General features: G+C 24.5%; 17 protein-coding genes and 1 pseudogene. 10 read left to right on the forward strand and 8 right to left on the reverse strand.

Translation table 4 applies throughout. The features are described from left to right. Nucleotides 1-29: 29 nt before the first annotated feature. From AACK83_RS06740 to AACK83_RS06775, 8 genes and pseudogenes are all read right to left on the reverse strand, one after another. Nucleotides 30-2,432, reverse strand: a complete 2,403-nt coding sequence (locus AACK83_RS06740; protein WP_338957159.1) for an extracellular solute-binding protein — start codon at nucleotides 2,430-2,432, stop codon at nucleotides 30-32. After that, the gene (gene potB, locus AACK83_RS06745; RefSeq protein WP_338957161.1) at nucleotides 2,432-3,535 is read right to left on the reverse strand and encodes a spermidine/putrescine ABC transporter permease; all 1,104 of its coding nucleotides are present in this window, start codon (nucleotides 3,533-3,535) and stop codon (nucleotides 2,432-2,434) included. The genes AACK83_RS06740 and potB overlap by 1 nt, the downstream gene beginning before the upstream one ends. A 1-nt stretch (nucleotide 3,536) precedes the next feature. Next, entirely contained in the window at nucleotides 3,537-4,589 is a 1,053-nt protein-coding gene (gene potA, locus AACK83_RS06750) for a spermidine/putrescine ABC transporter ATP-binding protein (protein ID WP_286640486.1), read from the reverse strand. A 20-nt stretch (nucleotides 4,590-4,609) separates the two neighbouring features. Beyond that, a complete protein-coding gene (locus tag AACK83_RS06755) occupies nucleotides 4,610-5,143 on the reverse strand; it encodes an XRE family transcriptional regulator (protein ID WP_338957168.1) in 534 nt (177 codons plus the stop codon). 287 nt (nucleotides 5,144-5,430) lie between these two features. After that, nucleotides 5,431-5,937, reverse strand: a complete 507-nt coding sequence (locus tag AACK83_RS06760; RefSeq protein WP_338957170.1) for a hypothetical protein — start codon at nucleotides 5,935-5,937, stop codon at nucleotides 5,431-5,433. Nucleotides 5,938-6,119: 182 nt separating this feature from the next. Beyond that, nucleotides 6,120-7,122, reverse strand: a pseudogene (locus AACK83_RS06765) (NAD(P)-dependent oxidoreductase). Nucleotides 7,123-7,151: 29 nt separating this feature from the next. Next, nucleotides 7,152-8,363 (reverse strand): AEC family transporter, encoded by a 1,212-nt coding sequence (locus AACK83_RS06770; RefSeq protein ID WP_338957172.1) that lies wholly within the window; start codon nucleotides 8,361-8,363, stop codon nucleotides 7,152-7,154. Nucleotides 8,364-8,545: 182 nt separating this feature from the next. Next, nucleotides 8,546-9,202, reverse strand: a complete 657-nt coding sequence (locus AACK83_RS06775; protein WP_338957174.1) for a hypothetical protein — start codon at nucleotides 9,200-9,202, stop codon at nucleotides 8,546-8,548. A gap of 710 nt (nucleotides 9,203-9,912) precedes the next feature. Between AACK83_RS06775 and AACK83_RS06780 the strand changes: the two genes are divergently transcribed. The 10 genes from AACK83_RS06780 (at nucleotide 9,913) to AACK83_RS06825 (ending at nucleotide 13,357) form a co-directional block, all read left to right on the forward strand. After that, entirely contained in the window at nucleotides 9,913-10,056 is a 144-nt protein-coding gene (locus AACK83_RS06780; RefSeq protein WP_338957035.1) for a hypothetical protein, read from the forward strand. A 14-nt stretch (nucleotides 10,057-10,070) separates the two neighbouring features. Further along, nucleotides 10,071-10,223 (forward strand): hypothetical protein, encoded by a 153-nt coding sequence (locus tag AACK83_RS06785; protein ID WP_338957033.1) that lies wholly within the window; start codon nucleotides 10,071-10,073, stop codon nucleotides 10,221-10,223. Between the two features lie 16 nt (nucleotides 10,224-10,239). Beyond that, the gene (locus AACK83_RS06790) at nucleotides 10,240-10,647 is read left to right on the forward strand and encodes a hypothetical protein (protein ID WP_338957031.1); all 408 of its coding nucleotides are present in this window, start codon (nucleotides 10,240-10,242) and stop codon (nucleotides 10,645-10,647) included. A 3-nt stretch (nucleotides 10,648-10,650) separates the two neighbouring features. Beyond that, nucleotides 10,651-11,088 carry a hypothetical protein gene (locus AACK83_RS06795; RefSeq protein ID WP_338957028.1) on the forward strand — a complete coding sequence of 146 codons (438 nt, stop codon included), beginning with the start codon at nucleotides 10,651-10,653 and terminating at the stop codon, nucleotides 11,086-11,088. Further along, a complete protein-coding gene (locus AACK83_RS06800) occupies nucleotides 11,078-11,371 on the forward strand; it encodes a hypothetical protein (RefSeq protein ID WP_338956663.1) in 294 nt (97 codons plus the stop codon). The genes AACK83_RS06795 and AACK83_RS06800 overlap by 11 nt, the downstream gene beginning before the upstream one ends. 3 nt (nucleotides 11,372-11,374) lie before the next feature. Beyond that, nucleotides 11,375-11,518 (forward strand): hypothetical protein, encoded by a 144-nt coding sequence (locus AACK83_RS06805; RefSeq protein WP_338957025.1) that lies wholly within the window; start codon nucleotides 11,375-11,377, stop codon nucleotides 11,516-11,518. 221 nt (nucleotides 11,519-11,739) lie between these two features. Then, nucleotides 11,740-11,994 carry a hypothetical protein gene (locus tag AACK83_RS06810; protein WP_338956667.1) on the forward strand — a complete coding sequence of 85 codons (255 nt, stop codon included), beginning with the start codon at nucleotides 11,740-11,742 and terminating at the stop codon, nucleotides 11,992-11,994. Beyond that, the gene (locus AACK83_RS06815) at nucleotides 11,994-12,239 is read left to right on the forward strand and encodes a hypothetical protein (protein WP_286640816.1); all 246 of its coding nucleotides are present in this window, start codon (nucleotides 11,994-11,996) and stop codon (nucleotides 12,237-12,239) included. The genes AACK83_RS06810 and AACK83_RS06815 overlap by 1 nt, the downstream gene beginning before the upstream one ends. Nucleotides 12,240-12,360: 121 nt before the next feature. Beyond that, the gene (locus AACK83_RS06820; protein ID WP_338957016.1) at nucleotides 12,361-12,561 is read left to right on the forward strand and encodes a hypothetical protein; all 201 of its coding nucleotides are present in this window, start codon (nucleotides 12,361-12,363) and stop codon (nucleotides 12,559-12,561) included. Continuing rightward, nucleotides 12,548-13,357, forward strand: coding sequence for a hypothetical protein (locus AACK83_RS06825; protein WP_338957014.1), 810 nt, complete (start codon nucleotides 12,548-12,550; stop codon nucleotides 13,355-13,357). Before AACK83_RS06820 ends, AACK83_RS06825 begins: the two co-directional genes overlap by 14 nt.

Consider the following 13,357-nt stretch of genomic DNA (forward strand, 5'->3'; position numbering starts at 1 on the left):
TTTTAAACTTAATATTACAATTTATTTTATTAACGTGCTAATAATCTATTATAAGCAGTTTGCATTTGTGGGTCAAAACTACGAGTATATAAACCGTTAAAATATCCTTCATGATGCTTACTTGGATCTAATGGATCGGGTAATTGGCCATTTTTTGGAATATATACATGCTTTCAAATTTCTGCTGAAAAATTAGTACTAACTTCATCCATTGCTGCTTGTAAAGGTGAGGTATAACCAAATTCACTACTTAAATCAACTTGTGTTTGTTTTTGCATTATATAATTAATAAATTTAAAAGATAAATCTTTATGAGGAGAATCTTTACTAATTACCATATCATCATTTCAAACATTAGTCCCCATATATGGTCTAACAACAAGGTACTTACCATTATAAGAATCAGGATCATCAGCAATTGCAGATAATAAATCACCGTTATACATCATTGCTACATCCCACTTATTTTCATTACTAATTTCATCAACAATATCATCATTTAATAATTTTGTATTTTTATTTTTGATAACTGGTTCTAACCAGTCACTTGCATCTTTAATTTCAATTGGACTATGAGCATTAATATTATCACTAAATTCATTTCCTACTTGATTATATTGACCTGAACCGTTATTTTCTCCTCATTTATTTTTATAGTGTAAATCAGTAAGCGCAGTCATAAATAAGTTATGCATATCATCATTTAAAACGATACGTTTACCTAATTTTGCAGCATCTGTTAAAACACTTCATTGAACATTTGAACCATCAGCTTTAATACCAAGATCACTAAGATTATTTGTATTAGTAGTATTAATTACTAATACAACATCACCTCAAAAATAAGGAATACTATAACTATTTAAACCAAATTCATTTAAAATTCCATCACTATTTTCAACTCGATAATTATTCATTAATTCATATAAATCATGATTAATATCTTCTTTGGGATTAAAATCAATTCTACTATCATACTCAATATCACCTACAGAATTTTTTGATGCAATTGGAAAAAGTCTATCTTCACTTGCTAATTTAGCCACCATATAATCACTAGGAACCATTACATCATAACTAGTAGTATACAATTTAGCATACAATGATTCATTATCATCAAAAGTTGAATATTTTATTTTAACTTGATATTTATTTTCAAATTCTTTTAAAATATTGGGATTCATATATTCGCCTCAATTAGCAATTGATAAATCATAAACATTAGTATAAATGTAGAAAGCACCCAAACTAATAAAACTTGATAATAAGATGATACTAATCATAATTAATTTTCACGGTCATAGTAAAAAACGATATTTCTCTCTTCTTGATTTTGAGCGTTCTTCTTTTAACTCTTTCTTTTTTTTAATCTTATTCTTTATATGTTCAATTCAAATTGATTCCATCTCAAGTTTTGCTTCAAGTTTAGAAATTTGATTAATAAGTTTCGGGTGATTTTTAATATAATCCTGAATTTTAATAATATCTTGCTCAGTTACAATTTCAAAATTACCATCACTATATAATGATTTACGTTTTCTACCTTTACTCTTAACCTTTTTATAGTTAAAACCATTTAATTGTAAATAATATTTAGTTAACAACTTCTCAGTTTTAATAATTTTTTTATCATGATAAATACCTTTATCAATTTTTTCATTACGTTGTTTAATTTGTTTTTTGCAAAGAACATAAGTATTTCAAGAAATAATAAGTACTGCAATTAATAAAATAATTATTGTTGAAAAAGCATTAATATAAGGCTTAATTCGTTTTAAAGAATAAATAAAAGTTGAAACGTTAGAAGTATTACCGCCAGTAAAATAAGAAATTAAAAAATCATCAAAACTCATAGCAAACGCAATAGCTGCTCCAGCAATAATTGCTGGTTTAATTGTTGGTAATACAATTTTGCGTAACGTATATCAAGGTGTCGCACCTAAATCTTGACTTGCTTCTAATTGTGACATATTTATTGATCTAATTTTTGGTAAAACAGTAATAATAACATAAGGAATATTAAAAGAAATATGAGCGAAAATTAATGTTCCAAGACCAAAACTAAAACCAAATGCCATAAATAATAACATTAAAGAAACAGCAGTAACAATATCAGCATTAACTAAAGGAATATTAGTAATCCCTAAAGTAATATTACGTGTTATTTTTTTTGTTTTACTTAAACCCAAAGCAGCAAACGTACCAATAATAACAGCAACAAAAGTAGAAATAAAAGCAACAATTAATGTTACACTAACCGATTCTCAAAGTTCACTTTGTTGAAATAAATCGTAATAAGGTTGCAATGATCAAGAATTTCAACTACGAACTGAATCGCCACCATTAAAAGAGAATATCATTAAAACTAAAATTGGAGTATAAAATAATAAAAAGATAATAGCTAAATAACTATTTTTAAAAAAAGATCTCATTAATTAATACCTCCTATTTTTTTACCAGTAGCTCAACTACCAATCGCTTTTAAAGTAAAAATAATAATTAAAACAATAATACCTAAAATAACAGAAATAGCAGCACCATAAGCAAAATTAGCACCACGATAAAAATATGATTCAATAATATTTGCAATTAAAATAGTTTTTCCTTCACCAATATATTTAACTACTACTAGTGAAGTCATAGCACTTAACATCATTAAAGTAAAACCAGAAACAATACCAGGCACTGAAAAACGAAAGGTAACTTTTCAAAATGTTTTCATCTTAGAAGCTCCTAAATCTTGACTTGCTTCTAATAAATTGCGATCTGTTTTTTCTAAAGAATTATAAATTGGTAAAATAACGAAAGGCATAAACATATAAACCATTGCTAAAATAATACCAATTGGAGTTCCTAATAAAACATTAGGACCTAAAATACTAAAAATAATTTGTAATCCAATTGTACGTAATAAAATGTTAATTCAAATTGGTAAAGTAACTAAAACTCAAATATTTTTTGAAGCAATTTTTGTTGACATAAAAGCCATAATATAAGCAATGGGATAACCAAAAATAACAGCAATTAAAGTGGCAACAAATGAATAACCAATTGAACGTAATAAAACCATAACATAACTATTTTCTTTAAAAAAAACATTAAAATTACTAAATGTAAAACGAAATATTCAAGCATTATTAGTTGCTTTAATAATTGAATATAAAATTACAATTAATAATGGCAATACAATTAAAATTACCATCACCAATAAATATGGATAAGCAAGCGTAACTCATGATTTAAAACCAAAATTTACTGATTTATCTTTGATTTTATTTTTAATAAAACTTATTTTTTGGTTTGTTTTTTTTCAACATAACAATGCTTTTTTCTTTTTTACTCGTTTCATTTTCGATTTATTTTTTGCTACTTCTTGTAAAGAAACATTATTTTTTTTAAGCTTAAACCATTTTTTAAATCTATACTTTTTTTTATTTTGATTATCAATAATTTTTTCTGGATTTGAATTATTAACTAACATATCTTGTGATTTTAAAATTTGTGTTTTAATATTACGTTTAAACAAATTTTTCATTTTACTCTTCAATTTCCTTTCACATAACATGAATATCTTCAACATTTCATTTTAAACCAACACGGTTACCTACTTCAAAATTATCAGTAGTATGAACTATCCATTTGCGTTTATTAGCAATAATTTCAATTTCTCATAATAATCCTTTAAAAGCAATAGTTTTAATAGTTCCATCAAAAAAACCACTACCTGCATTAACTAAATCAATATCTTCTGGTCGAATAACAATATCAATATTACGTTCTTGTTCACCAAAACCAGTATCAGAGCATGCAAATTTTTTACCGTCAAAACGAACACAATAATCATTAACAAATACACCATTTTCAATAACATTCGAGCTACCAACAAACTGTGATGTTCATTTATTTTCAGGCTCATTGTAAATATCTTGTGGTGTCCCAATTTGTTGAATTTGACCTTGATTTAAAACAACTACCCGATCTGACATAATAAATGCTTCTTCTTGATCATGAGTAATAAAGATAAAAGTAATATTAATTTCTTCTTGAATTTTTTTTAATTCTACTTGCATTTGTTGACGTAATTTCAAATCCAAAGCAGCAAAAGGTTCATCTAATAATAAAATTTTAGGATTAAGAACTAATGCTCTAGCTACTGCTACTCTTTGTTTTTGACCACCAGATAAATCATTAACATCTTTATCTTCCATACCATTTAATTTAACCAAATCTAAAGCTTTTTTAACTTCTTTTTTGATTTTTTCACGATCAATTTTTCTTAACTTTAAACCATAAGCAATATTATCAAAAACATTTAAATGTGGAAATAAAGCATAATTTTGAAAAATAGTATTTATTTCTCTTTTATGAATTGGAATTTTAGTTAAATCCTTACCTTTAAACAATAATTGACCATTGTTTGGTTGTTCAAAACCAGCAATAATCCTTAATAATGTTGTTTTACCACAACCACTAGGACCAAGAATGGTAAGAAATTCACCTTCATGAATATTTAAACTAATTCCTTTTAAAACAACTTTACCATCATATTCTTTGGTAATATTACGTAATTCTAAAATATTTACACTCATAATTTCCTCCTTTAAATGGTTTAAAAAATTGGTGGATTTGAAACTCATAAAATAGTTGCAATTGAATTATTGGGATTTTCTAAATAATGTTTTTCATTACCTTTAATATAAAATGCTTCATTAGCTACTGCTTTTACTCTAGTTGCACCATAATGAACAAATACTGTTCCACTTAATACATATCCAAAGATCTGACCTTGAAATGGCGGAATTTTATTTGAATTACCAAATGGTTTTAAACTTAAAATTACTGGTTCTAATGTTAATTTTTGAGCATTAGGAATAATTCATTTTATTTGATAATCTTCTTCGTCACTAACAGTAACATCTTGTGATTTAAAAACTATTTTTTCTTTTACTTCACCAGCAAAAAAGGTTGATAATGGACAATCAAAAATGTCTAAAATACTTTTTAGTGTTTCAATACTAGGTGAAGAAACATCATGCTCTAACTGACTAATAAATCCCTTTGATAAATCACAACGTTTCCCTAACTCTTCCATAGTTAAATTGTGTTTCAATCTTAAAGTTTTTAACTTTCTTCCAATTTTCATATTGATTATTTTCTCCTTTTGTTTATTTATACTAAACTTTAAGTTAAATAATACAAATAAAATTATATAATATTTTTTAAAAAAAACAATTATTTATTTTATTTTTAATAAATAAAATAAATATAAAATTATTAGTGTAAAAATGTGTAATAAAAAGAATATTTTTTTCATTTTTCTACTATAAAATTAAAATAAAATTTATTACTTTATTTTAAAGTAATAAATTTAAAAAATATATTTTATTTTTTTAGTAAAGAAGAAATTGATGTGTTTTAATAAATTACCTTTTACATTGTTGATGTATTAGAATTGTATACACTTGTTGAAGAATATAAATTTTCTAAATTTGAATTTATAATTTTTTTTGAACCTTCAAAATCTAATTTTTGCTCTTCTTGTTTTTCATCATCTTTTTTTGCTAACATTTGAGTTATTTCAAAACCACCATCGATAGCACCACTAATGGCACCAACAGCAGCTCCAACAGCAACTAAACCAATAATAGTAGGAGTACCAAGAATAGCAACCCCTCCGGCTGCACAAGTAATAGAGGCTACATTAGTAACAATATTAGCAACATCACCCCCATCATCACCAGTAACAATAGTAGCAGCATTAGCAACCGTAGAGGCAACTAAATTAACAGCCGCAACACCAATACCAACAACTTTTGCAGCACCAGTAACAACTCCAATAGTACTACCCGCTGCAACACCCGCTGCAATAAGTTCAATGGGAGTAACATTATTTTTTACTTTATTATTTAATTTTTCTCTTTTTTCCATAATGGGCATATCTTTTAATCTTCCTTATTTGAAATTTAGAATAAAAAACCTATTTACTTTAAAATAAAGTAAATAGGTAAAAAACTTATATTAAGTTTGATGTTATTATAACATAATACATTAGTATATATTAATATTCATATTATTTTTTTCATATACAATATGTAAAATAACTATAATCAATTATTAAATTAAATTTTATTTTTACATTCTTGACCAGATAAAATTACTTTTAAATTTTCATAAGTAATTTCAATCATATTTTTAACAGCTTCATCAGTATACGATCCAATATGTGGTGTCACAATAACACGTGGATATAATGATAATAATTTATTTGTAATATTATCGGGAGTTGGTTTTCCAGCAAAATCTTTAAAAAAACTTTGCTTTCATTTTCTAAAACATCCAAACCAACACCTTTTAAATGACCACTTTTAACTGCATCATAAACTGCTTGTAAATCCATTAATTCACCACGAGCTACATTAATTAAAACTGATCCAGGTTTCATTTTTGCTAAAAAATTCTTGTCAACTAAATGGTAATTTTCTTCTTTAATATATGGACAATGTAATGAAATTAAATCCGATTCTTTAAGTAAAGTTTTTAAATCACAATAAGTTAGAATACTTTTTGCTTGATCACTTTCATAAATATCATATCCTAATACCTTTGCTCCCATTCCATGTCATGCCTTAGCTGCTTGATAACCAATGCGGCCAGTTCCAATAATTCCTATTGTTGAATTACGAATTTCTTTGGCAAACATAAAATCATCAATTTTAAAATTATGATTTTGTTGATGATTAGCACTATAAAATAAATTTCGAAGTAAGCCGTTTCCCATACTTACTGCTAATTCACTAACAGCATTGGGCGAATAACCAGGTACATATGCCATTTTAAAACCTAATTCATGAGCTTTTTTTAAATCAATATGATTATAACCAACAGTTCTAGTTAATAAATATTTAACGCCATATTCTTTCATTTTTAATAAATTTTGCTCATAACAGTCACAATTAGCACGAACCATTACTGCTTCATGTCCCTTTGCCGTTTCAATATTATCCTTTGTTAAATACTCTTCAATTAACGTTAAATCATATCCATAATTTTTATTTAATGTTTCAAAAAAAGCTTTTCTGTTTTACGAACACCATAACAAACCATTTTAATTTTTTTTGCCATATTTTTATTCCCTTTCTTTTGTTTATATTTTAACTAAATAACGGTGTTGCGCCAATCGCTGTAGTAATAATTACTCAAAATGGTAATGAAATAATTGAAAATAATGTAGCAATTAATGTTAAATTACTTGTTAACAATGGCTGTTTTTTGTAAGCAATTGAATAGGCAACAATAACTGATGCTGGGAGGGCTGCTAACATAATTACAATAACGCCTAATCCAACAGTATCTAATTTTCATGCTCCGGTTTCTTTTCCAATTGCCGCAACTGCACAAACTAATGCTAATCCAAATAATGGTGCAAAAATAATTTTCATTACCATTCCAAATCATACTTTTTTATCTTGTGCAGCATCTTTAAAATTACCTTTTGCTAAAGTAATTCCAATTGCCAATCATGCTAATGGCGTACATAATGCCTCTAAAGTTTTTGTTACTTTAAACAATGGTGGAAATGTATTATCTAATCGTAATGGTGAAAAATGTTGACCACTAGTAATATCATTTTGATCAGGAACAATAGCAATTCCAGGAATTAATTGTGTAACTCAAAAAATAAATCCAACCATAGTTGCAATTAAAATTGGATTTAAAAAAATCTGCTTTACATTCTTTATTAAATTTTCTCTTTTTATTACTTTCATTTCTGATTTAATTTGTGCATATCCATCAGTATTTAGTTTTGTATCAACAATAAAATCAGCACCAGTTTGTCCTTTTGTTACTACTGCTGCTTTAATAGGTTTGCTCATTACAATAAACCCTAATGAATATAAAAATATTCGATATGGAATATTAAAAATATTAGCTGGTAAGGTGGCAGCTCCATTATCAAATAGTGCTGTTACTACAGGAATTCCAAAAAATGTTGTTGAAGCAAATACAGTACACATTGCTAATGTATCTTGAATATCCTTATCATATTTAATATAAAAATATTTAGCAACTATTCCCAGTATCATATAGAATAAAAAACCAACTAGTAAAATTGCAACTTGCGTTTTAACTTGCTCTGTTGTTGTATTTGTCATAAAACCATCAAAAGCTAAAGATGGTAAACCAACAACCATAACAATTTTAATTAAAACTGCTTCTCAGTCTTTTTTAAATGTCCCTCTCTTCGTTAAAAATCAACCTAAAAAAATTACAAATATCGTTGCTAAAATTGCACTTCAAAATCCTCAAGCTTTTAATGTATTTATAACAGCTTGACCAACATCAGCTTGTAAATAAAATTGCATATTTCTTTCTATTTCTCCCTTCTTTAATACTTTCTCCTTTCTCTAAAATCTAAGTATTTTGTAACTACTTATGTGTTATTATATAACTTTCAAATAAAAAATAAAACTAATTTACCAAATTTTCAATATTGTGTATAGAGTAATAAATTTGGTAAATTAAAATTATAATATTTTTTTTAAAGTTATAGACCCATTCTTTTCATAGTTCTAGCTGGTGATTTTTGTCTATTATCTTCTTCTGGAATAAATCCATTTACTCTAGTTTCACTAGCTTCTTTTTCTAATTCTTTTAGTTTATTTTTTCATTCTTGAAATTCTGATCATATTTCTTTTGTTTTTTCTTCGGATTCAATTTGATACTTTTCTTTTTTATTTTCAGTAAAAACATCTTTTATTTTTTTTATATGTTTAGGTTCTAAATATTTTGAAAATGCAATATTTTCTTGTCATTTTTCGTTTCATTGATTAATTGATTGGTAATATTTTTTTGAAAACTTATTTCTTTTAAACTTTCGATTTAATTCTTTTTTTAAAGTTTTAAAAGTTTTTGGTTCATTTTTTTCTCTAGTTTGTTGCAAACAATTTAAAATTCTTTTTTCTATTGCTTCTTTTGAATTTAAAGATATGTCTTTTAAAAATTGAATTTCTTCTTCTAAATTATTTGATCTATTTTCTAGTTTTTTTATTTTCTGTTCTAATTCAAGTTGATACTTGTCTTTTACATTTGAAAACATTACTGTTCTTAATTTTTTAACACATTCACATAAAATTTTGTAACAAATACCAGCAACAATACCAGCAATAGTAAAAGTTAATCAACCCATAATAGCACTTGACACAACAAATGTACTAATTATCGGTGTTATTGGGAGGTTCCCAAAAACGTAGGAAGATAAATTACTAGATAAATAAATTCTTTTGAATATTACCATTTCAAAATGATGATAGACAAATTAAATTCTCTTTTACCCTTAAATTTATATTCGACGTATTTTAAAAAATATAGATTTTATAAGATAAAATAAAAATTATTCTCAAAGGAAAAAGACAAGAAATAATCTTGTCTTTTTTTGTAATTGTAAAATTTTAAAATTTTTATTATTAACACCCTTTAAATATCTACTACACGCAGTGACCAAGTAGGAGAAAGTTAATAATTAATAACCCTCTTTAACACTATTATCAACACGTGTTAGGGAATTAAAACAGTGAACTACAACACAGTTGTTAAAAATAGTGGCCAAAACATGTGGACTTGCATGGATAAATAAAAAGTGGAGTGATACCTAATAAAATATACTAACCAGTAATGGTAATTCTTGGGGTGGGAGCGAATTGGAAACTAGTATATATAGACCTACTAGGGAACCTACTATATTAATTCTATTCTTTATTTAACCAACCTTGCCACCCCCCAGTGAGCAAGCGTTGGTTTTATTTTTTTTGAAAATTTTTTTGGGCGAAAAAATAAATTTCAAACTTGTAAAAAAAATTGAGCGGTGCCGGTTCAATTAAAATATTAATTTGTTTAACACAAATTAAATAAATATTGAATCGAATGCCTCGATTTCTTTTTAAAATTTCACAATTTATTTTTGAGCCCAGAATTTCTGGAATGAATAAAACTAATAGTATTAATAATATAAAAATAAAAATATATATTCTTTATGCTACAAGCAACAGAATATATTAGAAAAGAAAGTAAAAATGGAAGAAAAAGAAAAGAAAGAATTAATAGAACAAAAAATCAAAATAGCAAAAGAACATCAAAAAAAGTGATTAAAAATAAAAATAATTATTACTTTAATTTCAACTTTAATTGGATTAATAATTTTATTAATTACTGTAAGTAAAAATTAAAGAAATAAATAAAGTTATGAATATTAATGAAAATAAAAAATGTGAATTAAGAATTTGTAAAAATAAAGTTTGAAAAGATTGTATTAATAATTCTACTAAAACTATTAAATATAAAAATTGACCAATACCTTATTTAATATGTGACAGTTGTTATCACAAACTACCTAAATACCTTAAACAAACAGCAAAAATAATTGAAAAGGATATTTTGATTATGAATAAAACTAAAAAAAGAAGAAAAAGATGTGTTGAATGTAATGAATTATATGAAGATAACAAAATCAATATGCTTTATCACTTTAAAACAGAATTAGAAGCAGAACAACATAATACTAAAAAATATGAAGATAATTATGATATTGAAAAACATTTAGATTATACAAAATCATATGGATATGTTTGTGATTGATGTAGAGATGATTAATAAATGCAATACGAATTAATCATTGGTATTGACCCTGCTGGTATTGGTAATAATGGAATTGTTATATACTCAAATGAAACTAATAATATTATTTTTAATGAAACATTTAAAGCAAAAACAGTTTTAGAAAGTAAAAATATATATAAAGAATATTTTAAATTAATTAAAAAACAATTTAAAAATAAAAAAATATTAGTTATTGTAGAAAATTTCTTTTTAAGTTCAAAACAGTTATTAACTAATCCATTAGCAACACCAAAAGTTATTGGTGCTTTAATGATATTAGTACAAGATGTTATGAACTGAGATTATCATGAAAATGAACCAAAAAACAAAAATAAAATAGAAGATTATAAAGGAAATATAAAATTTACAAAACATGAACAAGATGCTTATAAACATATTCAATATTATTTAAGGAATTATAAAAATGAAAAATAAAGAAAATTACGTTAAATTAACAGTAAAACTTAGTAATACTATTGAAGTAAAATATCATGAAAAAGGTAATAAACAATTATATTATACTGTTCGTGGTCAATGAAATGGATTAAACTATGTTACTTTAATTTTTAATAACCCAAAATTTTATAAACGATGTATTTTATTAAACAAAAATGATGAAATTATAGTAACTGGTCAAATCTTTAATACTTTAAATATTCCTAAAAATCGTGCATTTTGTTCAATTAATGTTAAATGATTTAAAAAATGAAAGGAATAAATAATGAATTTTGATGAATGATACATGAAAAAAATAAAAGAAACTTTAAAAATTATTGAAAGTGATAGTTATAAAGAAGAACTAAAAAAACATAATGAAATCATTGAAAAACATAAAAATTTAATGAAAGAACTAAATAATGAATAAAGAAAAATTAATTAATTATATTAAAAAACAACAAAAATTCTATAACGGTACAGAAATAGATTTGATACTTGATATTTTATTGTAAAAAATAATTAATGGTGAATTTAATAATGAATAAATGTAAAAAATGTAATAAAAGAATCTGATTAAGTAAAAATTGATGTATGACATGTTTAGAAATAATAGTTAATAATTTAAATAAAAATAAGGAGAAATAGATAGTGAATAAAGACCAAGAAATTATTAATGAATATAATAAAAAACGTAATAAAGAAATAACTGAAGAACATTTATATAATATAGAAAAATTAAGAGAAGAGTTTAAACAAAAAGTAATTAATAAATATAATGAAAAATTAATTATCTGATTGAATAAGCAAATTAGTATTTGTTTATGTGATTCATTAAAAGAAGCAGGTAAACTTACTGCTTATTATAAATTAATTGAGTTTATAGAAAATGGAGAACTTCATTAATGATAATATTACCTACTTTGTTTGAAAATAAAGATGAAATTGAAATATTATCACCATTTCCAAAAGCAATTCATACAAGTAATGATATTAGAGCAATTATTTTAAGACAATATCCAAATGTTAAATCAAAACACATAATTGTTTCTGACCCCGAAAGTAATGTTGCATTAATAGTTGGTGATAATGATGTTTATCAAGGTTGAATTAAAGTAACAGTTAAAAAATTAGAAATTAAAGGAGAATAAACAAATGCAAAAGGAAAAAATTAAAATTAGAAATTATGAATTTGAATTAAATTCTTATGTAGTAGATTCCTTATTAGATGTTATAAGAGAACTGATAAAAACAAATAAAGGAGAATAAATTATGTTAGATGAAATTTTAAAAGTAATTTTTGATAGAGCAGATAAAAAAGAATTAATTAATATGATAGAAAGATTAATTCTTTGTACTAATAATAGAAAAGAAACAAAAAAATGACTTATTAGAGAATTTGATAAAAATAATTATGTTTTAGAAAAATTATTACAATTAGAAATACAAGGAGAAAAAAATGGAAACAAATAATTATACTTTAACTAAATTAATTAGAACTGGTATAAGTCCTATTTGTGCAATGATTGGTACAAGTGCTTATTATGGTCAAGTAATTGCAAATCCAATATTAGGTTCAATTAATAGTTTATTATTTGGTAAAAAATTAGGTTTAGATATATGAAATTTAAATCAAAGACCAAATACAAAAACTAAATTAATTAATAGTTCTAAAAAAATTATTTTAGGTTTAGGAACAATTGGTTTAGCAAATTATAGTAAATGAACAGAAAATAATATTAATCCTATTATTCCAACAACACCAACTCCAATAACTACTACAACTACAACAGAAGGTCCTCCATGATTACTATTAAATAAACAAGAAAATCAGTCATTAATGGATTGAGATACATATATTAGTTTAAATGCTTATGGTATATCAAATCTTATTAGTGGAATTCTAGAATTAATACCTAATAAATTTGAAGCAATAAGAAAAATTTGTAATATGGCAACTGGTGGATGTTTAATATCAAGTGATGTTGCTATGGGTATTAATAATGATTTTAATAATTCTTATGCAGTACCTACCATAATTGCTGGTGTAAGTGAAATTATCCATAATTTACTTCCAATAGAAACAAATCATAATAGAGAAATGCAAGAAACTTCATTTACAAATGAAACTGCAAGATTAATAAATGATAATAGATTTACTATTAATAGTGAAACATCAAGTCAATATGGTAGTGGTAATATAAGCGAAGCACTATTAAATAATGATAATGCTTCATTAAATTGAGATTATAATCACATGAGTTTATAA

The sequence above is a fragment of the Spiroplasma endosymbiont of Tiphia femorata genome (genome assembly GCF_964020225.1).
Taxonomy (GTDB): domain Bacteria; phylum Bacillota_I; class Bacilli_A; order Mycoplasmatales; family VBWQ01; genus Spiroplasma_E.